Consider the following 21,874-nt stretch of genomic DNA (forward strand, 5'->3'; position numbering starts at 1 on the left):
GGCGGGACGGTGGCGGTGGCGGTGGGCGCGGGCCTGCGGCGGCCGGTCGTCGTACGGCCGGCTCCTGCCGGCTGGCTCCTGTCCGGCCGGTCGCGGCCCGGCCGGGGGCGGTCCGGACAGCGACCGGCCGTTACGCGGGCGCCGCGGCCCGGGCCGGTACGGACGGGTGGTCCGCGCCGGCGCGGGCGGCGCGTTCGACGAGACCGGCTATCCGCAGGGAAGCGCTGCCGTCTCCGTAGGGGCTGGGCAGGGACGCCAGCCGGCGCAGACCGTCGGCGCCTTCGGCGAGCCGGCGCCGGACGGCGGCCGTGATGCCCGGCCCGGGCGCGGTCAGCTCGGCGAAGTCGGCGAGCGCCTCGGGGCGCTCGGTCGAGCGGCGGACCACCACCAGCGGGCGGCCGAGGACGGTGGTCTCCTCCTGGACGCCCCCGGAGTCGGAGACGATGACGGCGGCGTGACGGGCCAGGGCTAGGAAGGTGCCGTACCCGCTCGGGGGCAGCACGGTCACCGGTTCGAGCAGGGACTCCATGCCGGCCGCGGCGATCCGGGCACGGGTGCGGGGGTGCAGCGGCAGGACCACGGGCAGTTCCCCGCCGAGCAGGGCGAGCTCACGCAGGACGGCGGCGAGGGCGGGGATCCGGTCGGTGTTCTCGGGCCGGTGCACGGTCGCCAGGACGTATCCGTCGGCGGTCAGCCCGTGCCCTCCCAGCAGGGCGGCGCGCTCACGGGGCGGGGGGAGGTGGTCACGGACCGCTTCGACGACGGTGTTCCCGGTGACCGTGATCCGCTCGTCCGCGATCCCCTCGGCGAGGAGCAGCTCCCGGTTCCCGGCGGTCGGCGCGCACAGGACGTCGGCGATCCGGTCGATCATGACGCGGTTGTGTTCCTCGGGCATGGCGCGGTCGTGACTGCGCAGCCCGGCCTCGACGTGCAGCAGGGGAATGTTCCGGGCGTTGGCGGCGAGGGCGCCGGACAGGGCCGCGTTGGTGTCGCCCTGCACGACGACGGCGAGTGGCGGCGCGGCCTCGAAGTCCGCGTCGAGCGCCGCGAGGGCCGCTCCGACCTGGACGGCCCGCGACCGGCCGCCGACCCCGGGCAGGAACCGGGGCCCGGGCACCCGCAGCTCGTCGAGGAAGCCGCCGGACAGCTCCGGGTCGTAGTGCTGACCGGTGTGCAGGACACGCGCGGCGGGACCCAGCAACCGGATCAGCTCGGCGAGCTTGACCAGCTCGGGACGGGTGCCCAGGACGATGGCGATGCTGCGAGGGGGGAGTGCGCTCATGGCATACAACGCTAATAAATGAGATTCACAAGAAATGCACCCAAAGTCACAAAAGCAGTCATTTGATAGATATATCTCATGAATGCAATGATCTGCCCTGTATTGCTATGCGGTGAGACGTATAGGGCGACGCCGGACCGCCGCCCGGATCAAGGGGGCGCCGACAGCAACGGCGGCCGCCCGTGCACCGTCGTCGGAATCGGAGGTACCGGCCGACCTGCGCGCCGCGATCACCGCCGGTCCGGCGACGATCGCGACGTCCGAGATCCTCACCAGGAACACCGCTTCCCCCCCATCAACCGGGTCAACGCCGTCAAGCGGCCCGGGACCCGCACCCGGAAGATCACCGAGTACCTGGCGATGCTGGCCCGCGCGCGAGACGGTCCACCCCCAATAGGCCAAGCCGACGGACCCACCGGCCGCCCCACACGTTTCCGGCGGCAGCCTGCGCGGACTCGATGGTGCCGTGGGAGCCCTGAGCCACCGGAACCGATCCGGCCCCCTGTGTCCAGCGCCACGAGACCGACCACCACCGCCCCACCGAACGTCAGGTGGCGGGCCCCGGGACACGGGCGACCGGTGCGCCGCACCCACAGAGCCGGACCCACCCCGGATCCACCGGCCAACCCCGACGGGGCCCTCGTGACCGGAGTAGCGGCACCGCCCGCGCCGACTGACCGCGCGAGGCCGAACACCGACCATGAAACCCGGGGCCGGTACCGGACACCGCCGACGGGCCGCAGCTCTCCCGCCCTTGGGATCTACCCCCTTGGCCGCACGTCCTGACCGCCCCAGGGACCGCCCTCCTCTGCACACAAGAACCCCTGCCCAGCCCGCCTCATCAAGCCGAAGCCTCACAGACCACCCGCCGTTCACGGTGCGTATCCGCCCTGGTGCGATGCGGCGGACCGTAAAAGGGAAAAGACAGGCCGACGATGGCGCAGAGCAAACCCCACCGGCAGACGCAGGAAACCCGCCAAAGCGCTGACGTCAGGAGCAGCCGTGTCCGGCCATCCGATGGACGGAACGCGGAACCGCAGCTCCCTACACAAACTGCCGGGGAACAGGAATTCGGATGTCCGGGCCACCAGCATGCCCCTGCCGGGACCGCCGGTGCTGGCGAAACCGCCAGCACCGGTGCGCCGGATACCCACGGCATACTGGCCGGACGCCACGACATCCTGCTGAACCCCGACGAGCCCCCGACACCTACGACCGGGACACAACCGGCTGACACCCCACCCGGCCCGTCAAGGCTCCCCCGACAGCACGATGATCCAGCCGCCTCCGCCCAAGCGCTCCCGCCCCGGAGGCGGCGCCCTTCACCGGTTCACACCGGGACACCCACAACCCCGCCATGAACACACTCGCCAAGGCAGCCGACCGCTCCCACACCCACCCGGACCACCACACCGGCCAGGGCGATGCCGACACCGTTCCCCTCGACTCCCCTCGACTCCCCTCGACCCGTGCGGCGGGGAAACCCACACCGAACCAGAACGAAACCCATCCACACGCGACTGTCCCGCCCACAGGGCCAACGGACCGCACCGGAGCCGGTGAGGAAGCCGGGCCCACCGCACGACGCCAAGCGCGTGGGCCCGTCCGCACCACCGACCGGCACGCCCCGGACCGGACCGGTGCCTGCCGACCGGAACCAGTCAACGGCGGACGGGAACGTCAACGGCGGACCGGTTCCGTCCGCCCGGTGCCGCACCCGCCGCGGAAGCGGACCGCCTGCGCCAGCGCCCAGAACGACAGCCCGGCCACGGCCGGGGCGCCGAAGAACACTGCGAGCCCGGCGCGGATGCCGGCGTCGACCGTTCCGGCGGTCAGCACACGGTGACCCCACGCGAGAACCAGCCCGGCCCCCGCCGGCGGCAGCAGAACGAACCAGCGACGCGGGCCCCAGACACCGCTCAGGGCGGCGCGCAGCAGGCACAGGGCACAGACACCGGTGACCATCAGCGCGCCACGAGGCCCAGCCCTCCAGACCCCTGACCGGCTCGATGACGTAGCTGAGTCCGGACCGCACGGCCCCGGGCCCGTTCCGCTGCCCCATCAGACCCCACAAGGCGAGCGGCGCCGAGCCGCGCCTGCCAGTGAGTTCTTCACGCTGGTTCCCATACGCCCACCGGGCCTTCGCCGCGTCATGAGCACGTGCACTCAAGGCCCGCTGAGGACGCCATGACCGCCGACCGCCGATACGGAGCCAGATGACAGGCGGCCCGCCGGGCACCGGCTGGTACGCGGCATGTCCCGGTGCCGGCTCGGCTCCGACGGGACCACCGCTCATGAACCAGAAGAGGCCGGAGACGAAGACGCCCCCAGGCAAGCAGGACAGACCCTCGCAGGTCCGAACACCGGTCCCCCAGAGAACGGGAAGCCCCCGGCGCCGCCCCGGGACGGAGAGCCGATGACACGATACAGAGCACGGCACCGCCCACCAGGCGATGCACAGATGTGCAGCCGGTCAACGGAGCAGACGCTCACCGCGGTTCTCGGACGGGGAAGGCGGGCGTGACGGGGCGGCCGCACAGCATGCGCATGACCGGAGACATCCGCCGCCGGACGGGCACGGTGCCGCCGCGCGCACCCACCCACCGGTTCCGGCGGCGAAGTCCGCCACGGCGTCGGCGGCCGTGCTCTGTACGGCCTGCGGCCCGGGGAGCGGAACCGCTGGGACTGGTCAGGCGACACGGCCTGAACGGGGCGTCGCGTGCGGCGGCGACCGTCACACCCATGCTGGCCTGCCGCCGTCCTGGCTCTGGGATGCTGCGGGCCGGCATTTCCAGCGGCGAGGGGCGAGCACATGGCGGCGAACGATCCGGCGAAGTCGGTGCCGGCCCCCTGACCCCGGACTTCCGGGGCAGGGGGCCGGCACCACCTGCCTACCCGTGGGGGCGAGTCAGCTCATCAGGGCGAGTAGGCCCAGAGCTGGTCCGTGGCACCGTTGCAGGTCCACTGGATGAGCTGCTTCCCGGGGGTGGTGCTGGAGCCGACGCCCAGACACTTGCCGGAGTACACGTTCCGGAAGACCCCGTTGCTGTACCACCACTTCTCGTCGACGGCCCCGTTGCAGGTGTACTGGATGACACCGGCCCCGTTGGCCAGACTGGAGCCGACCCCCATGCACTTGCCCGAGTACTGGTTCTGCATGAAGTAGGCACGGTTCCCGTTGCTGTCCGTGGTGGCCACGAAGTGCCAACGTTCGTCGCTGGACGACGGGTTGCACCCCCACTGGATCACCGGAGCCCCGTTGCCGGTCTGGCTCCCCACACCGGCGCACAGGCCGCTGTAGGCGTTGCCCAGGAAGTAGCCGTTGGCCGCGCTGGAGGTTCCCGCGCCCATCGCCACGAGGGCGGCGGCGGAGGCCGTGACACCGAGGGCCTTGGCGAGGGTCTTGGCCCTGCGTCCGGCCGTCTTCGGCGCGGGCGGGGCAGAACAGGCAGGGCGGTGGATGCCGAGATCGGGCATGTGTGGCTCCTTCGACGAGACCTTGGACGTGTCGGGATGTGCCGGGCGCGAACGCCTTCAGCGCCCGGGGAGATCCGTCGGGAGTGCCGACGGGCAGACGTTTCGCCCGACCGCCGGTGGTCCGCCGGCACGTCGAAGGGCAGCGCCGCCCGTCTTTCCCCCGTGCTACACCATCAGATGCTAGTGCTGAGACAAGTCGATGAATTGACCTTGCGCGCACATCTCCTTGGCGATGCGTGCGGACCCGGAACGGTCAGGAACGACAGCTGCGGAGTTCCCGTGGCGACATGCCGAACGCGTTCCGGAACGCCCGACTGAAGACCGCCGGGCTGCTGAAGTCCCAGCGGCCGGCGATCACATGCACCGGACAACCGGACTGCGAGGGGTCGAGGAGGTCGGCCTGGCACCGTTCCAGACGCCGCCGGCGAATGGAGGCGGCCACCGTCTCACCACTGCTCTGGAAGAGGTTGTGCAAGGTGCACAGGGAGACATGGTGACGGGCGGCGACGGCCTCCGGTGTGAGCTGGGGACCGGCGATATGGCAGTCGATGAAGGCGTCGATCCGCTTGAGCATGACCTGCTCCCGGGTCTCCGGGGGGAGGCGGTCCCAGATGTCGAACTGCCGGGCCAGCAGTCCCGAGGCCAGGTCGAGCACCGACCGTTCGAGGAGGTGCAGTTCGTGCGGGGCGCAGTCGCCGCCGTGGGACTCCAGCGACACCAGGAGCTGGCGGAAGACCGCGCCGATGCCCCGCCGGGTGTCGATGCGCCCGCCGAGTGCCGCCTCCAGCCGGTTCGCGGGCAGGGCGATTAGCCCGCGGGGCACATGCACCAGGGACATCGTGGTGTCGGCGGGCCTCGGGCTCCCCGCCGCATAGGGGTGGGAGGTGTCGAAGAAGACCACGTCCCCGCAGTCCACCCGGGTGTCCCTGCGGGCGAGGGAGATGGACTTCGAACCCTGTGTGATCAGGGCCAGGACATAAGTCTCCGGATCGCTCCGCCGTATCAACTCGGGTGTGCGTCAGGACCGGTGGTCCGCGTGCGCATGGCGAGTCAGCTCGATGCGTCCCGGCCGCAGCACCCCGGCCCGCGCATGGAACGTGGCACGGTCGGCTATCACCAACCGGTGCGGAGCGACCGTCCCGGACACCAGGTCGTGGTACCAGTCCGTCCGGTCCTCCGCCGCCACCTCGTCGGTCGACGTCCACACCCACACGGCAACCCCCTCCGACGATCACCGGCACGCGCGGCGAGACGAACGGGCCCTATCGGGCACGGATCCCCGGCCGAGGAACACCGGGGTGTCGCACGCCGGGCGTCGTCGAGGGTCCCGCCCCCTTGGTGGCTGTTTCCCGGAACCCCCAACCGGAAGCCGTTCGGGGCGGGTGGGCTGGTCCGTATGACGGTCCACGGGACGGCGGGTGTGGCCGAGAGAGGGTCGGGAACGACTGGGGCTGTGCCGGCCAAAGGCGCATCGTTGGCGCGAGGTGTGGCGGTACGGCGGCTTCTTGCGGTGGACGGGGAGGGCACGCTTACGGACATCGGCCGGGGCCCGGGTTCACCGCGCTCTCGAACCCGACCAGCGCCCGAAGCAGGCACGAAACGTGACAGGGCAAACCAGACCCTCCACAACCCCCGCCGCAGGCAGGCCCTCGCGCTGGTCATGGCGGGTGGGGTTCCCGACTTCGCCCAGGACACGCTCCGGCCCCGCTGCTCGTTCCCGGCTGCTTACCGGCTGAGCCGGATACGCGGCCCCAAGCGAACTCCAGGTCGTTCAGGAAGACCGTCTCCAGCTCCTCCTCCCACCGGCCACGCAAGAGGAACGACGCGGTCTCCATCCGCTCCAGGATGACCAGAGTCTCGGGCTGTCTGAATCAGTGCGCACCGCTCGTGCGAGGCTGGCCTGCTGCCCCGCCCGTACGCCCGCAGCAACTCCTCCAGGCGGGCGCGGCGCTCCTCCACGAACGCCTCTAGGTGTGTTGTCCGGGGAGGTTGGTGCCGCGGCTGGCGGGTATGTCGTCTCAACTGAATTGCAGGCTGAAGGTCCTTTTGTAACTCTCTGACCTGTAGCACTTCAAAAATTGAGAATGTGGTCAAGCGGGCTCTGGCTGGCGAATCTGCCCTGTGACCTCCGAAGCTTCAGAGATTGAGACAATCCTGCACCCTCAGTGAGACGACTTAGAACTCCTAACGAAATGATCTTCGAGGTGGTTGGATCACTCGGGGAACGTTGATCCGGGGGTGTGGGGTGGCTCGGCCGAGGCCGTGGGATGTCGATGACGAGTTGTGGGCAGTGGTCGAGCCGCTGCAGGGGCGGGGCGCCGGCGCGTTCGTAGGCGGCGACAAGGGCCGCTCGGAAGTCGGCGCGGTGCGGACGCTGGAGACAGACGGGGCCCGCAGCTCGCCGGGGATGCCGCGGTTCTCGGCGCGGGCGGCCCGCCACACCTTCAGCACGTCGCGCTCGACCTCGACCGCGGCGCCGCAGGCGCGGACGAAGGCGGTCACCACGTGCTCCTGGGGCATGGCGCGGGGGTCGACGGCGCGCTTGAGGGTGCTCGCGGAGACGCCGTCGGCGCCCTTGAGCCCGGCGGTGCGGGCGGCCAGCTGGGCGTAGGAGAGCCGACTGCGGTCTTTGAGGGCGGCCAGGAGGTCGATGAGGTGGGTATGGCGCCGGCCGGGGCGGCAGCCGCGCGGGGACGGTGAAGTCATCGAAGCAGCCTCTTACTTGCCGGGTTCGGTGCCGGCGGCCGCGCGGACGGCGGTAGTGGCCAGTGCGGTGAGCAGGCGGCGCCCTCCACCGTGGTGGCCGCGCCGATCGCGCCGCACCCGGCGAGCAGGGTGAGGACATCGGCCACGGGCATGCCGGCGAGCGCGAGACCGGAGCCCAGGAGCGGGAAGACGATGATGCCGCAGATCTGCGCGGCGCGGTGAGTGGACGGGCTACGGCGCGCGACGGCTGGGGCGCGGGCGCGCCGGGGTGGTGCGTGGACACGATGGTGGATCCTCCCCTGACGGGTGTGCCCGGGCCGCCGGTCCGCGAACGATCCGGCGGCCGGGTGATGAAATGCTACTGGCCGCAAAAACCGGTGTTGCGGGCGGTAGTTGACGGCTGCCGTCCTTCGGTGCGGAAGAGAATGGCACGTCCCACCCCCGCACCGCTCGACCGGAAAGCCACATACATGCGTGATGTCCGTTTGTCGGTCCGCAGGTGTTCCAGGTACGCCTCCGGCAGCCGTCTCCGGGCACCTCACGTCCCCCACCCGCCGCGACCAGCATTTCGTCCGTCGCGCTCCGACGGCCCCGGTCCGCGAGCGTTCCGGCCTGCCTTGCCCGCAGCCCGCCGCGCGTTGATGCTGCGTCACAACCCGTTCGTCGGCGTGGCGTCGGGGCCCGGACCACCTGGTCCGGGCCCCGACGCAGCACCGCCCCCCGGGATCCCTGACACGCTACTGGCCGCAACCGACGCGACAGGGACACCGTCCGCACATCACGGTGACGCGTGCCCGCGGACACGAGGGCCGGACCCGATCAAGGGACCGGTTCTCTCACGCATCGCCGAACGCACCGCCCGCCACCCGGACAGCGAGGACGCGCTCCTCCTGGCCCCGCAACTCGTCCCCCACCCGCCGCGACACGGCGGTGGGCTCGCATTTGGAATGTCCCGTTCCGCAGGGGCGGCGTAGGTATTCCCGACTTCTCATTTCGGGGACACAGCGCTTCTGTCTCACGATCTCGGCGCGCTGGCACAATGCTCGGATGGTGCGGAGGCCATACCCCACATACCGAGACCAGAGCTATCCACCGACGGAGGCCGTCTGGCGTGCCCTGCGGGAGCTACGGGCAGCCCCTCCCGGCCGAGCGATGAGGGGCGCTCGTAAGGAGGTGTTCAACGCTGCGCTTGAGCAGGCCGAGCAACTGTTCACCGCTGCTGCGGGTACAGGCCCCGCCTCCCGTCCACTGCTGCTGTTCTACGGCTTGAGTCAGGCCGGCCGGGCGGTCAATGCCTGTGCTCCCGGCGTCGCACACGACGACTTCCCACTCACCGGCCACGGCATCGTCATCGCCGACAACTCGATGACGCGCACGGACCTCGGCCTCGTGACGGTGAAAGACAAACTGTCCACCAAGGGCAGAGAGTCCTTCGTGCAGGTCGCCGCTGCCCTCGGCTCCCGTTCCCTTCCAGAGCCAGCACGACTCGCTGACCTGTGGTCGACTATCGAAGAGGTAGAGCGTTGGCCTCTGGCGTCGGCAACGAGGCCACTCGTACACCTCAGCTGGGACATGCCGCACGGCCAGCCCACGGGCGAAGTCCTGCAGGCGATCGTTTCGGGTATGCCGAGGAGTCTTGCGGACATCTCCGACCCCGAGCAGCGCGAGGCCGAAGTGCGTGCCTGGCTCGCGCAGTATCCGGCGCTGGGGGACTACGCCTTCCTGCGCCCCGGAGCCATCCCAGATGCCGGGCCAGAAAGCTGGAACGAGCGAGAAGCAACGATCGGCTGCCGACTCACCTGGACGGTGGAGAACCGTGATGGCGCCGCATGGGAGCAGTTCAGGCGCATTGCGCCATGGAACGGACGACACCTCACCGACCGCTCGCGGACGCTGCACGCCCAGTTGGGGTCTGATGGCCGTCAACTCCACCCGCTACTCAGCTGGTGGGCCGTGCTCTTCGCCCTCTCGATGCTTGCCCGCTACCAGCCGGACCGGTGGACTGCCTACATCAACGTGAACACGAGCAGGGATGCCGTGGCCGTCGAGTACCTGCTCGATGCAGCCCTCAAAGCCGTACCCGAACTCGTCCTTGCGGCTATCGACGAGGTGACTCTCTAGCTTCAGCTGAAGTCCCCCCGGGGCACTGGAGGCTGCATGCCGACCGCGCTCCGCTGGACCGGGGAGAGCATGGCCTCCTGCGAGGAGGGGCGCCTGATCCGCCCAACTCGTCATGTCGGTCAGTCGGAATAGCTCACCGTGCGCTCCAGTCAGCCGACTGCGTGCAGGTCCTCGGCGAGCCAGCGGTACGCGAGGTTCGTGGCCTGGCGGTCATGGTAGGGAAGCACGTCTCCTCGTGGATGACGCCGGAGCGGTCCTCGCCCACGTTCGTCCAGAAGGACCCGGCGGGAGGGGGAAGCTCGCCGGACAGACGCAGATCGACGACCGGCTGATCTTGCGGGGCAGACGTCGTATCGGGGCGCAGGGCGTATATGACCGTGGCGGGCTGGGGCTGTGGCTCGTTGGCGTGCATCACCACCACGCCTTCGGCCCGTACGGGGAAGAAGCTGTATAGGCCGAGCGCGGCCCCGAACCGCGGAAAGTTGAGCTTGACCAGATCGCGGTAGCCGATGAGAGCGTCGCGGAGCACGTCGGCGGTGATGGACTGGGTGAGCGCGGGGGAGTAGGTCTGCCAGAAGAAGCGGGGAGGGGGCTCATCCGGTCGGCGGGCGGCCTGGGGCTGGCGAGGGTGTCCCCCTGAACGTGGTGCAGGTGCGTGCTGAGCCAGCGGACGTCGTCGGAGTCGACCTTGCGGCCGCCCCACTGCCACGATGCCCGCACGTAGGTTGCGGACTGGTCCTTCAGGATGTCGAGCTCGGCCTGCAGATCGCTGAGACGGATGTGCCGGCCGACCCGCGAGTAGTGCCCCTTGGCCATGATCTGCCGGGCGAGGAACCATGCGCGTTCCGTGGCGAGAGGTGACGTGGGTGCCACGGGCAGGGTGCGCTGCCGTAGCCGGTCGGCCAGAGCCTGGCGCAGCTGGGAGCGGGCCCGCTCCCAGCTGCGCCAGGCGTCCGTGCGGAGCGGGAAAGCTCGTCCGGTGGTGGAACTGGGTCAGGGGATTGGGCAAAGACGCGAGGTCGGCCCATGCGACGAGGTCTTCGTCCAGGATGCCGGGCCGTGCCTGTGCGACGGTCAGCCAGTCATGGCCGAGCTGGACAGCCCACGGGATGAGCCGGCCCTGCTCGTGCCGGGCCAGAGGAGGGCCGAGGGCCTCAAGGCCCGCAAGCCAGCACAAAGTGGCTTCCCGCAGCCGGCGTGCCACTGCGGGCACCTGCTGCGGATCGTCGTCGCCGTCGGACGCTTTGCCCGCCGGTGCGGCCGGGGAGGGGTGTCTTTCCCCGTGGGCTGTTGCGGTCTCGTCCAGGACCCAGGAGGCTGCTGCCGGGTTGGTGCGCGTCAGGGTGCGCATGAATGCCTCGGCGTCCTCGTCCGGCGCGGCTGCCACGACGAAGGCGATGGCGTAACGCCAGTCGGGGAAGGACTGGGGCGCGGCGGCGGATTCAACGGGTGTGTGGCCCTCCCGCAGGGCCTGGGCGGCGAAGTGCTGCTCGAACAAGGGCAGTGCGAAGCGCAGGAGGCCGCCATCGTGGACGACGAGGCCGGTCTTCTCCAGCTCCCAGACCAGATGCTGCGGGGCAAACGAACTGGCATGTACGGGACCGTGCTGGTCCAGGATGAGTGCGGCGAGACGGGGCAGGGCCTTCCATACCTCTGGCAAGGCCTGCGGGCGCTCGCGCTGGAGGATGCCAGCGGCGAGCTCAGAGAGCAACTCCCGGGTGGAGACCTGCGTGTCGCCGCCGGCACGCAGACGGCCGGCCAGGGCGTGAACCTGCAGCGGACTGGTCAGCAGCTGCCGCGTCTCATGCCGGTCCGGGACCCTGACATGGTCCTCGCCCAGCACAGTGCGCAGCAGCTCCAGACCCCGCCGAGAGGACCAGGGCGGCACGGGCAGACGCTCGTCGTCCTCCACACTTCCCGCGCCCGGCCGGGTGGTCGCCAGCACACTGACGCGAGGCCAGACGAGAACTAAGACATCGTTTCTGTTGGCTTGATCGTTCGTTGAACTGTGTGTGACGGATCTGGTTGAGCGTTTGGTGCCGGATGAGTTGTGGGTGCTGTTCCGGCGAGTGGTGCCGCCGACGGAGAACAGGCGCCCGCAGGGCGGGGGCAAGCGGCGGGCCGGTGACCGCGAGGCCTTGGCGGCGATCGTCTTCGTGGCCACATCCGGCTGCACGTGGCGGCAGTTGCCCCCGGTGTTCGGCCCGTGCTGGCAGACGGTGTACCGCCGCTTCGCCCAGTGGAGCCGGGACCGTGTCTGGGCCCGGCTCCACCGCGTGATCCTGGACGAACTCGGCGCCCGCGGAGAGCTGGACTGGTCGCGGTGCGCGATCGACTCCGTGAGTGTCCGGGCCGCAAAAGGGGGCCACTGACCGGACCGAATCCGACCGACCGTGGCAAGCTCGGATCGAAGATCCACCTGATCACCGACCGGAACGGACTGCCCCTGTCGCTGGGCATCTCGGCCGCGAACATGCACGACAGCCTCGGCCTGATGCCCCTCGTGCGCGGCATCCCGCCCATCCGCTCCCGCCGCGGACCACGACGGCGCCGCCCGGCCAAGCTCCACGGCGACAAGGGTTACGACTACGCCCACCTGCGCCGATGGCTCCGCGGCAGAGGCATCCGCCACCGCATCGCCCGCAAGGGCATTGAGTCCTCCCAGCGCCTGGGCCGCCACCGCTGGGTAGTCGAACGCACGGTGTCGTGGCTGGCCGGCTGCCGACGACTCCACCGCCGCTACGAACGCAAGCCCGAGCACTTCCTCGCCTTCGTCGGCATAGCCGCAGCCCTCATCTGCCACCGCAGACTTACCAACTGAAACAACGTCTAAGCCTAGGCGGGAAACAGCGGCTATGCCCACGCGGTGGGCGCCGCCGTCCGTGGTGCATCCGCCCGCCGTAGCCTGGTGTGGACTGCCCGGTGGGACGGAGAAGAGAGGCCACACCCGGGGGTGTGGCCTGGGTGAACCGCTGTGGTCAGTGGGAGTTGTCGGCTGTTCCCGGTCGTAGCAATTCCGACATGCGGTTGAGTGCTTCGGCGGTCCGGGCCTCCTGTTCCTCTTTCGGCAGTCTGACGAAGGCCAGCTCGGATGTGCACCGTTCACGCAGGTCGTCCCGGTCGAACCAGCGAAGAGGGTGACGGGGATCGCCGGGGTCGTAGACGCTTTGTCCGTACGCCTCCATGAGCGTCAGGTCATACCGCCGGTGGCCGTGACTTGCGTCCGGCGGGAGGAGGCCGCCCGCCATGCGGTTCATCCAGTCCTCCCGGATCGCGTGCTCGTCATCGGGCTCGTCGGCATCGGGGTCGTAGCCGAACACGTCATCTGCGTTCCGAAGTCCGGGGAACATGTCAAGGACGTCGCCGATCTGAGGCGGGTCGGTGTTCTGGATGACGATCCACAGGGCGTACTCGTCGGCCAGGCACTGAGGGCGCGGGACACGCCCTTTCCCCAGTTCGCTGCCGATCCGCATGATGCGCTCACCCATGCGCACCAGCCAGTGGTTGCTGACCTGGGTGAGAGCCAGTTCAGGCAGCTCGCGCAGGAGGCCGACATCCCGGATTGTCGCCTCGCCTTTCAGGTAGGCGGCGAATTCGTAGTTGAACGAGGTGTCCAGGTGCAGCTTGCCGTCCCGGGTGGGGGCGAAATCGGAGAAGTCGACGGTGTTGGCCAGGGCCATGGCGTCTGCCGGGGTGAGCGGCTCACCGGTGAAAGACCTGTTGAACAACTGCACGACATCACTGACCGACTGGTCGATCTCGACGCGGTCTTCGGCCTCCGGAGTGGCCTCGGCATCAGTCAGCTGCCTCAGCGCTGTGACGCTGAGCTTCAGCGCCCGGGCGAATCCTTGCAGGTTGCCCGCCCGGAACCCGTCCAGTGCGCTGGCACTGTCTGCGCTGTTCTCGAAGCGCCGCCAGGTCGCCAGAGATACGTCAGCGCGCCGGGCCGTCTCCTGCTGTGTGAGGTTCAGCTGGGCACGGCGCCGCTTCACCGCGTTGTTCGCCGATTCCTTGGCCATGCTCGCCCCTTCGCGTGTCCGACAGCTAATCTCCATTGAGATTAGCACTCATTGAGTGCTCATTTGATGTTGGGTGGGAGTTGGTCGTGGTACAGGACAGGGACGGCTGGCTGCCGACCGGAACACCGAGCCGGCACGGAATCCCGGGCAGGGGCTGGACTTGAATCTCAGCGCGCGCAGGACGGGAGAGGTGGATGTCGCTGTCTGGCGCTCTCCCGAGGGCGCCGCGGACACGACGCGGTGCGCAGGGGGAAAGGGAATCTCGGCACGTGCCAATCTGAACCAGGCAGGCCACGTGCCAGCTGTCTGACGAGAAGAACTGCCGACGTTCGGTGGTCGGCAACCTGGTGGGGAAACCTGCGTGTGCTCTTCAGCCCCCGTGCGCTGCGGACAGGGCTGTTACTTCGGCCTCCGCACGAAGCCCTGGCGGCCCGGCAGGCTGCGGGCCCGGATGTCCGAGCCCTGGTGCAGGATGAAGGCACTGCGCTCCGCATCCCTTGCGGGGAGCCAGGCCGGGTCTGCTGCGTCAATTGGGGGCGTTCGTGTTCCAGCGTCATCTTCACCGTCACGACGATGTCAACCTGGTGATGTCCGCGCTGGGAGAAGACCCTCAGCGCCTACCGGTCCTGATCGCCTTGGGCACGACATTGCGCGGGGACGTGGCTTCGGCACTGCGGGAGGTCATCGCGACCGGAGCGTGGCAGGACGACGTACGTGTCCGCAGCGCTGTGGCCCACTGGCGAGAGGAACCCCGCTTCCAGGTCTTTCTTGAGCACGGGCTGGAAAAGCGCCGCGACCGGGGCCCCAAACACGAGCACCTGGACGCCGCTCTGCTGACGTTCCCCGAGACCCGCGCAGCCCTGTACCGGGTGAGCGCTGCGGGATGCCCGCAGCACTGCCGCACCGAGCGTGACCTCCTCGCCGAGGACCGGCATGTGGATGACTACCGGCAGGCACTGTTCGGCTGGTACGCCGCTGTCCAGCACGCGCACGCCTGCGTGGTGAGGGCAGCACGCTGGTTCGCGGACCCGCAACGGTCCGACTCCCGCCGACCGGAGACCTTCACCGACTGGATGAGCGGAACCCAGCGCCGTGACCGGGGCGGGACCGTCCAGGAAGCGGAGCCGACTGCCGCGCGCGCCGTGCAGGAGATCATTCTGATGATGCAGGCATGGAGTCCGCACACCTTCGAAGCCATTGAGGTGGCTTTCCAGAAGGCTGAGGGAGAAGACGCGTCCCATGGCTGGGGCGGCAGCTTCGAGCCCGCCGGCCGGTATGAAGCCCAGGCGGCCGCAGAGGCCCTCGCGAGTGTCTTGTCCTCGGAGGAACGCCAGCATGTCCGGGCGGTCATCGACGGGATCGAGAGCGACGACGAGTACCGTGACATGCACCTTGCGAAGGACGCCACGCTGGCCTGCACCAGCAACCAGCACCGCGTCTTCGGCGCCGATCCCGGCGAGCGCGAGGACTGCGCCACGGCTCGAGGCCGCGTGTACGAGAAGGCATCCCAGTCCTGGACCGAGGGTGTCGACCGCGCGGCCGACACCGCCCGGCTGGCCCGGTTCCTTCTTGGACCCCATACCGACCGAATTCAGAACGCCCTTGCCGCAGCCCGGACCGCCGTCACCAGAGACACCGCAGAGCGGACACCGCAGATCTGGCACGACAACGCCGAACCTCTCCGGGAAGCCCGCGAAGCCGCAGGACTCGATCTCCACGACACCGCCAGCCACCTCGGCATCAAGCCCGCCACACTCCAGCGCTTCGAACAGGCAACCGGAAAGCTCCCCGGGCGCCCGGTCTCCCTCGGCTACCTCCAACTTCTCACCCTGACCTGCACCCAGGCGGGCCGCCCCGCTCCCGCCTGCATCCCGCAGACCATCTCCCAGCCGGTGATCTCACTGCCGACCACCCTGTAGCACGCCACCACGGCATACCCCCTGCCGTCACACCACCGTGATGTGAGGAACCCCCGTGTTCGAAGAGGTACATCACCGGCCCTGCGGACGCCCCACCAAGTCCGGCAGCCCCTGCCGTGCGCAGTTCTCCGGTCCGGGCTTCGCCTGCAAACTGCACACCACCGACCACGAAAGAGCCCTCGTGGAAGCCTATGAGCAGGGCCTTCAGGCCGGCCGGGCGCAGGAAAGGGAGTGGAGACAGCGGGCCGATACCGCGCAGGTCGAACACCTTGAGCACCAGATACGGACCCTGCGGGAAGAACTCGACGCCAAGAACCGCCGCTTCGAAGTCGACGGCCACCAGGCCGTCACCGTCGACGGCTACGGATACCGCTGGAGCGGCCCCGGCACGCTCGAGGTCGGCGACCATGTGCTCCTGCCCGAGAACAACGTCAGCACCCTGCGGCACGGCCCGGGCCCCTTCCCCGGGACTGTGACCGAACTGGGCACCACCTACACCGGGACCCTCAGCACGGTCATCTCCCGGACCCCTGCCACCCCGCGGCAGACCAGCTGACACCACACGCCCACGCCAACCGGCACCCGAACCGACCAGCAGAGGTCTTCCGTGAAACGCGAGCGCGCCACCACCCTCCTGAACGACATGCTCGACCGCCTGGAGAAGGGAGGCTGGCCCCTGGACCTCGTCGACGAGATCCTCGTCTTCGGCTCCTACGCACGCGGCGCGCTGAACCCCTCGGACGTCGACACGGTCGTGGAACACCGCAGGGACGACCGCCTCGTCTCCGAGTTTGTCCACGCCCTGTCCTACGGCCGCGACCCCTCCGCCTCGATGAAACGCGCACTGAAAGGCAACAGCCGCGGTCTGCAGATCCACTTCGGCGAACGCAAGACCCTCGAAGAGGAAGGATTCGAACTGACCCTGCTATGGACACGGGGCGAACCCATCGACACCGCCCGCGCCCGGCTTGCCGCCATCACTCCCGACCCTGCCGCAGGCCGGGCCCCGCGCGACCACATGATCGAAGCCTTCGACGGCATCGACCGCTGGGTTCCGCGCCCGGTCCGCATCGATCTCACCGACCTAGCCGACCGCAAGGCCGTCACCATCCGCCAGCTCCAACTCCCCGACACCGAACCCGCCCACCCCGCAGCCCGAGAGGCCCTCACCCGCTGGGTCGACACCAGCCCACTGCGCCGTGCCGCGGCAGCCACCCTCGCCCACCTCGAAGCCACCTCCCGCCCCCTCGACTCCGTCTACCTGCACGGCGAACCGGTCATCGGCAGCCGTTACAGCAACACCACATGGCAGACCGGCGTCGGATTCGGCTGGAACCACTACCGCAGCATCTCCCACCACCTGCAGGAGGGCACCGACTGGTTCGAGGTCGTCCGCCCCACACGGACCCAGCCTCTGCACACCCTCCACATCGCTGTCCAGGACCGCTCCGCCCTCCCCCGCCGATGACCGGCCTCTGGCAGCGGGAGCGGTCCTTATTCGAAGGGCCGTTGCCCCGCTGGGGGCGCACCCTGAACGCTGCGGTGGACGGCTGTTTGAGCCTCAGTCCGCGGACGCCGGAGACGTCAGCTCGTCCGGCGCGGCAAGACGCGGGGCGATTGCTGCGGCGACCATGCCGCAGGACAGGTACATACCGATGGTGTGGCAGCCGACCGGTGCCATGTGCCCGATATCGTCAGTGTCCACGCCGTCGAACCGGACGGACAGCGACAGGGGAACTCGAGGTCGACCCAGCGCAGCGGGTCGGCGATTGCCGGTCGCGCAGCAACGCGTTGGCCTGTTCACAGGACCGGCCGCATGTCGCAGTCTGCGTGGGAAGTCCGTAAAGGGCCATGGCCATTGATGCCGCCGGACCCGGGACGCACGGTGGTGCCGGTTCCGGCGGCTTTCGAAAGGTCGCACCTGCGCCGTGGGCTCAGGCGACCGCGTGGCATGGTGGCCGTCAAATCGCCACACCGCAGCCCACCGATCCTGGTGAACTTCGGTACCCCAATATTGCGTCACCGTGTAGCCGTTCACGCAGATCAGAGCACCAGAGGAGGGTTTCGCGCCACGGAGGCGGCGGCCTGAACAGGGCCACCATCATCGCAGATAGCTCTGTCGTGGTCACTTAATGATGTGAGATGGAGAGCCGGATGACGCTGTCGTCTGACGATTTGCAGTATTACCGCCGCGTGCTGATCAGCGCGGCTGTTCGTGCCGGGTGTTCGCACACCTGCCGCTACGAGGAGCCGGCCGCCCGACGGGAGATCGCCCGGATGACCGGGGTCGTCATGTCGGTATGCGGCCCAGGCCGGGGCCCGAACACACCGGCGGCGCTCATCGAGGCCCTGCATCATCCCCTCGCACGGATCGCTCCCGGCCTGTTTGCCGACAGCCAGACGGGCTCGCTGACGGTACTCGACGGCGGTGATCTCAGCGACGACGTGTACGCCGAGGGATGTGAGGACATCGTCGAGCTGCTCAGCGGTGGCGTCGACCCCGCGCGCCGCTGGCTGCCCACCTGGGCGTGGATGCACGGCGAGATGGTGGAACGTGAGGCGTTCCAGCTGATCAACGAGGGTGCCACCGAGCACGAGTACACCGCGCACAGGTACTTCGTGGTCAAGCAGCCCGCAGGCGGGGAGCGGCAGCTGGCAGAGCTGTTCAGTTCGGCGGTCGGCATGCGCAAGTCCGTGCGCTACGTGCCGATCCCGGCGGACCAGGTGTTCCGGGGGAAGTGGTGGTGGCCGTGCCCGATGTGCAAGTGGCCGATGCACATCGACGGCGACGAGGTGCGCCGCCGCTTCCCGCTGCACAACGCGGTGTACTTCGTGCGTGCCGATTCCGCGAAGGGGCGTCCGCTGCTGCAGCGGCGGGACGGCGGCGTGCCGCGGCAGCCGGCGGCGCGGCCCTGTTACCGGGAGGGGCCGAACCGCAGCATGTGCGTGGAGACCGCAGTGTGGCGGCACATCGTCATCTCCGGAGTCTCCGAGATCTACCTCTTGCAAGTCTGTAGGGGAGTGTCAGTTGAGAATCGTCATTTGAGCGTCAGTGGTATGGGCCCGGTGACCTGGCGGTTGGCGCTGACGGATGGTGCTCATCTGGTGCTGACATGAGTGACGAACGGCCATGTCATTCTTGTGCAGACTGCTATAGCGGGTGGCGAGTTTGCGCTGGTCAGAGGCGTCCGATCGGGAGAGGCCATCTGTCCCCGCGGGCCTGTCACTTGTGCGCGCGGATGGTGTGGTGGTCGGCGGCCCAGGGGTATGCCGAGGAGGTCGCACGGCCAGGCCGGTTCGCGACGGACTTCGATGTCTTCGTCGGCTGGGCAGGCCGCCTGTGCGGTCACTCCGGGAAGGTCACTGCGTGTTCCAGCCAGCCAACCGCCTTCAGGTCCCGGGCTAGCCAGCCGTAGGCGAGGTTGGTGGCCTGACGTTCCAGCCCCGTCGACAACTCCTCGTGATGCACTGCTGGGCGATGGAACACCGAGGCGTGGTCCTCTTGCAGACTGCTCCACAGGGAGCTGGGGATGTTCGGCTCCTCGGCGAGGTCGAACTCCACTGCTGGCGCATCCTGCATACGAGATCCGGCATTGGTGCGCAGGGTGTAGGCAACGTTGGCGCTGTAGGCCTTGGTGTTACCTGGCTCCGGCATGATCACTAGGTGTATTGACCCGGAGTGTTGTTGACGCGGCTGATGGGCGGGTGTCCGTCGAGTGCGGTGTGGCAGCGGTGGTGGTTGTAGGTGTGGAGGAAGTCTGCCAGGGCTGCTGTCCGCTCGGTGTTCGAGGTGTAGGGCCGCTGGTAGGCCCACTCCTCGAGGAGGGTGCGGTTGAAGCGTTCGACCTTGCCGTTGGTCTGCGGCCGGTAGGGCCGGATCTTCTTGTGGGCGATACCGGCCGCGGTGAGGGTCTGGGTGAACAGCTTGGCTTTGTAGCAGGAGCCGTTGTCGGTCAGGACGCGTTCGACGGTGATGCCGTGGGCGGCGAAGAACGCGTTCGCCCGCTGCCAGAAGCCGATCGCGGTGTGCCTGCGTTCGTCGGTGAGGACTTCGCTGTAGGCCAGGCGGGAGTGGTCGTCGACGGCGGAGTGGATGTAGCTGTAGCCGATCACTGGCGTGCTGCTTCTGCGCTGGCCGGTGGTGGCCTGGCGGTTGCGGTCTCCGGCCGTGCGGCCCACGATGCGCCAGCCGCCGCCGTCGGGAATGTTGCCGAGTTTTTTGATGTCGACGTGGACCAGTTCGCCGGGCCGGTCGCGTTCGTAGCGGCGGATCGGTTCGCCGGTGGGCCGGTCGAGCCAGGCCAGCCGGTTCAGGCCGTGGCGGGCCAGGATCCGGTGGATCGTGGAGGCGGGCAGGCCCAGGATCGGGCCGATCCGGGCCGGGCCGAGTTTGCGGCTGGTCCGCAACTGGCAGACACGTGCCTCGACCGTGGCGGACGTGCGGTGCGGGGTGGTGCGGGGTCGGCTGGAACGGTCGTGCAGGCCCGCCTCTCCTTCGAACCGCCAGCGGCGGAGCCATTTGTGGGCGGTGGGACGCGATATGCCCATCTCCGCGGCCACATGCGCGACAGGGCGGCCGGCGAGGACACGTTCGACCAGGATCCGTCTGCCGTGAACGGTCAGCCGGGCATTACGGTGGGACACGAAGACCTCCGTGTGGTGAAGCCTAGACACCTCCACCACACCGGAGGGAGGTCTTCGCCATGATCAAGACCAACCAGCGTTAACAACGCTCGTGATCAATACAACTAGGCCGTCGGCGCGGACCGGGAAGATGCTGTACAGGCCGAGCGCGGCCCCGAACCGGGGAAAGTTGTGCTGCACCAGGTCGCGGTAGCCGGCGAGGGCGTCGCGTACGATGTCCTGGGTGATGGATCGGGTCAGTTCGGGGGAGTAGGTCTGCCAGAGGTAGCGGCCTTCCCCTGGGCGGTCGGCGGGCGGGCGCGGATCGGTGAGCTTGTCCTCAGGCAGGTGCTGCAACTGGGCGTGGAGCCAGCGGACGTCGGCGGAGTCCACGGTGTATCTGCCCCACTGCCACCGCGACCATCGCGTTGTCTCGACATGCGCCATCAGCGCATCCACCTCCGGCCGGAGGTCCTCCAAGGAGATCTCCCGGCCGAGTCTGCCGGGCCGCCCCTTCCCCATGATCTGCTGAGCGAGGAACCATGCCCGTTCGGCCGCCAGGGGAGAGGCGGCGTCGACCGGGAGGGTGCGGTTCTTCACCCGGCGTGCCAACGGCTCACGCAGCCGGTTGCGGGACCATACCCAGCGAGTCAGGGGTGCGTCGGAGACGGGGAAGCTTTGGCGGTCATGGAATTGCGCCATGGGGAAGGACTGCCAGGGGTGGATGTCTGGCCGGACGACGAGATCGGCGTCCAGGACTCCCTCACGGGCCTGCGCGACGGTCATCCACCTGTCCTCCTGATCCATGAGTACACCCCACGGCGCGAGCGCGCCCTGATCATGCGGCGCCAACAACTTCCCCAGCTCGCCCAGCCCTTCAAGCCACGAGAGCGTCGCCTCACGCAGCCGGCCCCCTATCGCGAGAGCCGGCTCGGGGTCTTCGTCGCAGGCTCCGGCCGATCCGCCCGCCGGTCCGTTCGTGGAAGCCGGCGGCAGCGGGCCGGTGTCGTGATCAGATGTGGTCTCGTCAAGGACCCAGGATGCGGCTGCTGGGTTGGTGCAGGCCAGGCGGCGCAGGAACTCCTCCGCGCAGCCACTGGTCGCGGTCTCCACGGCGAACGCGATCGCGTATCGCCAGCGCGGGAAGTGTTCGGCTCCCGCAGCGGTTTCGAGCTGTGCCTCCTCGTCTTGCAGGGCCTGCGCGGCGAAGTGCTGCTCGAACAGGGGGAGAGCAAAGCGCAGCAGTCCGTCGTCGTGGACGACGAGCCCGGTCGCTTCCAGTTCCCAGATCACGTGCTGGCGGGCGAAAGCGCTCGCTGACACAGGGCTTTGCTGGTCCAGGATGCTGGCGGCGAGTCGGGGCAGGCTTGCCCATACCTCCGGTGAGGCTTCGGGGTGTTCGCGCTGGAGGATGGCGCGGGGCCAGTCCTGACAGCAGTTCACAGCGTGGAGACCTGCGTGTCGCCGCCGGCTCGCAGACGGCTGGCGAGGGCGTGGACTTGCAGGGGACTGGTCAGCAGCTGCTGCATCTCGTGCGTGTCCAAGCCGGGCACGTAGTCCTCGTTCAGCACGGTGTGCAGCAGGTCCCAGCCCCGCTGTACCGGCCATGCCGGCACGTCGAGGCGTTCTGCCGCATCCACGTTGCCCGCGCCCGGGCGGGTGGTCGCCAGGATGTGTACCTGGGGCCAGGTTGCCACGAGTCGGCGCGCGTCGGTGAGGAGTTGGTC

The 21,874-nt window shown here is 69.1% G+C and carries 20 protein-coding genes; 7 read left to right on the forward strand and 13 right to left on the reverse strand.

Features of this window, described 5'->3' with window-relative positions; translation table 11 throughout:
- Positions 1–130: 130 nt before the first annotated feature.
- From wecB to ACVWNX_RS32265, 6 genes are all read right to left on the reverse strand, one after another.
- The gene (wecB, locus tag ACVWNX_RS32240) at positions 131–1,282 is read right to left on the reverse strand and encodes a non-hydrolyzing UDP-N-acetylglucosamine 2-epimerase (protein WP_454411731.1); all 1,152 of its coding nucleotides are present in this window, start codon (positions 1,280–1,282) and stop codon (positions 131–133) included.
- A 1,680-nt stretch (positions 1,283–2,962) separates the two neighbouring features.
- Entirely contained in the window at positions 2,963–3,247 is a 285-nt protein-coding gene (locus tag ACVWNX_RS32245; protein ID WP_454411732.1) for a hypothetical protein, read from the reverse strand.
- Positions 3,248–4,198: 951 nt separating this feature from the next.
- Positions 4,199–4,759, reverse strand: coding sequence for an RICIN domain-containing protein (locus ACVWNX_RS32250; RefSeq protein ID WP_454411733.1), 561 nt, complete (start codon positions 4,757–4,759; stop codon positions 4,199–4,201).
- A gap of 253 nt (positions 4,760–5,012) precedes the next feature.
- The gene (locus tag ACVWNX_RS32255) at positions 5,013–5,765 is read right to left on the reverse strand and encodes a helix-turn-helix domain-containing protein (RefSeq protein ID WP_454411734.1); all 753 of its coding nucleotides are present in this window, start codon (positions 5,763–5,765) and stop codon (positions 5,013–5,015) included.
- A 12-nt stretch (positions 5,766–5,777) separates the two neighbouring features.
- A complete protein-coding gene (locus tag ACVWNX_RS32260) occupies positions 5,778–5,972 on the reverse strand; it encodes a cupin domain-containing protein (RefSeq protein ID WP_454411735.1) in 195 nt (64 codons plus the stop codon).
- A 971-nt stretch (positions 5,973–6,943) separates the two neighbouring features.
- Positions 6,944–7,465, reverse strand: a complete 522-nt coding sequence (locus ACVWNX_RS32265) for a helix-turn-helix domain-containing protein (protein ID WP_454411736.1) — start codon at positions 7,463–7,465, stop codon at positions 6,944–6,946.
- A 1,173-nt stretch (positions 7,466–8,638) separates the two neighbouring features.
- Here ACVWNX_RS32265 and ACVWNX_RS32270 point away from each other — a divergent pair.
- On the forward strand, positions 8,639–9,586 hold the full coding sequence (locus tag ACVWNX_RS32270) for a YaaC family protein (protein WP_363142317.1): 948 nt from the start codon (positions 8,639–8,641) through the stop codon (positions 9,584–9,586).
- A gap of 133 nt (positions 9,587–9,719) precedes the next feature.
- Here the strand turns inward: ACVWNX_RS32270 and ACVWNX_RS32275 are convergent, their stop codons facing one another.
- On the reverse strand, positions 9,720–10,115 hold the full coding sequence (locus ACVWNX_RS32275) for a hypothetical protein (protein WP_454411737.1): 396 nt from the start codon (positions 10,113–10,115) through the stop codon (positions 9,720–9,722).
- A gap of 924 nt (positions 10,116–11,039) precedes the next feature.
- Between ACVWNX_RS32275 and ACVWNX_RS32280 the strand changes: the two genes are divergently transcribed.
- Both ACVWNX_RS32280 and ACVWNX_RS32285 read left to right on the forward strand, forming a co-directional pair.
- Positions 11,040–11,558 carry a hypothetical protein gene (locus tag ACVWNX_RS32280; protein WP_454411738.1) on the forward strand — a complete coding sequence of 173 codons (519 nt, stop codon included), beginning with the start codon at positions 11,040–11,042 and terminating at the stop codon, positions 11,556–11,558.
- 49 nt (positions 11,559–11,607) lie between these two features.
- Positions 11,608–12,407, forward strand: a protein-coding gene (locus ACVWNX_RS32285) for an IS5 family transposase (protein ID WP_454415023.1) whose coding sequence is annotated in 2 segments (ribosomal slippage) — positions 11,608–11,956 and positions 11,956–12,407 — 801 coding nt in all. Because the reading frame shifts where the segments join, the coding sequence is not laid out codon by codon here.
- Positions 12,408–12,564: 157 nt separating this feature from the next.
- On the opposite strand, the gene ACVWNX_RS32290 is transcribed toward ACVWNX_RS32285, so the two are convergent.
- On the reverse strand, positions 12,565–13,605 hold the full coding sequence (locus ACVWNX_RS32290; protein ID WP_454411739.1) for a helix-turn-helix domain-containing protein: 1,041 nt from the start codon (positions 13,603–13,605) through the stop codon (positions 12,565–12,567).
- Between the two features lie 542 nt (positions 13,606–14,147).
- Here ACVWNX_RS32290 and ACVWNX_RS32295 point away from each other — a divergent pair.
- From ACVWNX_RS32295 to ACVWNX_RS32305, 3 genes are read left to right on the forward strand one after another with little or no spacing between them, the layout of a single operon-like run.
- Positions 14,148–15,524 carry a helix-turn-helix domain-containing protein gene (locus ACVWNX_RS32295; RefSeq protein WP_454411740.1) on the forward strand — a complete coding sequence of 459 codons (1,377 nt, stop codon included), beginning with the start codon at positions 14,148–14,150 and terminating at the stop codon, positions 15,522–15,524.
- 55 nt (positions 15,525–15,579) lie between these two features.
- Positions 15,580–16,080: a FliH/SctL family protein gene (locus ACVWNX_RS32300; protein WP_454411741.1), complete on the forward strand. Its 501-nt coding sequence runs from the start codon at positions 15,580–15,582 to the stop codon at positions 16,078–16,080.
- A 51-nt stretch (positions 16,081–16,131) separates the two neighbouring features.
- Positions 16,132–16,992 carry a nucleotidyltransferase domain-containing protein gene (locus tag ACVWNX_RS32305; RefSeq protein ID WP_454411742.1) on the forward strand — a complete coding sequence of 287 codons (861 nt, stop codon included), beginning with the start codon at positions 16,132–16,134 and terminating at the stop codon, positions 16,990–16,992.
- 93 nt (positions 16,993–17,085) lie between these two features.
- Here ACVWNX_RS32305 and ACVWNX_RS32310 read toward each other — a convergent pair whose 3' ends face one another.
- Entirely contained in the window at positions 17,086–17,229 is a 144-nt protein-coding gene (locus ACVWNX_RS32310; protein ID WP_454411743.1) for a hypothetical protein, read from the reverse strand.
- Between the two features lie 449 nt (positions 17,230–17,678).
- Between ACVWNX_RS32310 and ACVWNX_RS32315 the strand changes: the two genes are divergently transcribed.
- Positions 17,679–18,641: a pPIWI_RE_Y domain-containing protein gene (locus ACVWNX_RS32315; RefSeq protein WP_454411744.1), complete on the forward strand. Its 963-nt coding sequence runs from the start codon at positions 17,679–17,681 to the stop codon at positions 18,639–18,641.
- 229 nt (positions 18,642–18,870) lie between these two features.
- Here ACVWNX_RS32315 and ACVWNX_RS32320 read toward each other — a convergent pair whose 3' ends face one another.
- The 4 genes from ACVWNX_RS32320 to ACVWNX_RS32335 form a co-directional block, all read right to left on the reverse strand.
- A complete protein-coding gene (locus ACVWNX_RS32320; RefSeq protein ID WP_454411745.1) occupies positions 18,871–19,185 on the reverse strand; it encodes a hypothetical protein in 315 nt (104 codons plus the stop codon).
- Positions 19,185–20,168, reverse strand: a complete 984-nt coding sequence (locus tag ACVWNX_RS32325) for an IS481 family transposase (protein ID WP_454411746.1) — start codon at positions 20,166–20,168, stop codon at positions 19,185–19,187. The genes ACVWNX_RS32320 and ACVWNX_RS32325 overlap by 1 nt, the downstream gene beginning before the upstream one ends.
- A 63-nt stretch (positions 20,169–20,231) precedes the next feature.
- Positions 20,232–21,590 carry a hypothetical protein gene (locus tag ACVWNX_RS32330; RefSeq protein ID WP_454411747.1) on the reverse strand — a complete coding sequence of 453 codons (1,359 nt, stop codon included), beginning with the start codon at positions 21,588–21,590 and terminating at the stop codon, positions 20,232–20,234.
- The gene (locus ACVWNX_RS32335; protein ID WP_454411749.1) at positions 21,587–21,844 is read right to left on the reverse strand and encodes a hypothetical protein; all 258 of its coding nucleotides are present in this window, start codon (positions 21,842–21,844) and stop codon (positions 21,587–21,589) included. Before ACVWNX_RS32335 ends, ACVWNX_RS32330 begins: the two co-directional genes overlap by 4 nt.
- Positions 21,845–21,874 lie beyond the last annotated feature (30 nt).

This window comes from Streptomyces sp. JNUCC 64, from assembly GCF_054484115.1.

Bases quoted from the DNA above. Each gene is read 5' to 3' on its own strand.
- wecB (WP_454411731.1), bottom strand. From the start codon at position 1,282: ATGAGCGCACTCCCCCCTCGCAGCATCGCCATCGTCCTGGGCACCCGT.
- ACVWNX_RS32250 (WP_454411733.1), bottom strand. From the start codon at position 4,759: ATGCCCGATCTCGGCATCCACCGCCCTGCCTGTTCTGCCCCGCCCGCG.
- ACVWNX_RS32290 (WP_454411739.1), bottom strand. From the start codon at position 13,605: ATGGCCAAGGAATCGGCGAACAACGCGGTGAAGCGGCGCCGTGCCCAG.
- ACVWNX_RS32245 (WP_454411732.1), bottom strand. From the start codon at position 3,247: ATGGTCACCGGTGTCTGTGCCCTGTGCCTGCTGCGCGCCGCCCTGAGC.
- ACVWNX_RS32265 (WP_454411736.1), bottom strand. From the start codon at position 7,465: ATGACTTCACCGTCCCCGCGCGGCTGCCGCCCCGGCCGGCGCCATACC.
- ACVWNX_RS32315 (WP_454411744.1), top strand. From the start codon at position 17,679: ATGACGCTGTCGTCTGACGATTTGCAGTATTACCGCCGCGTGCTGATC.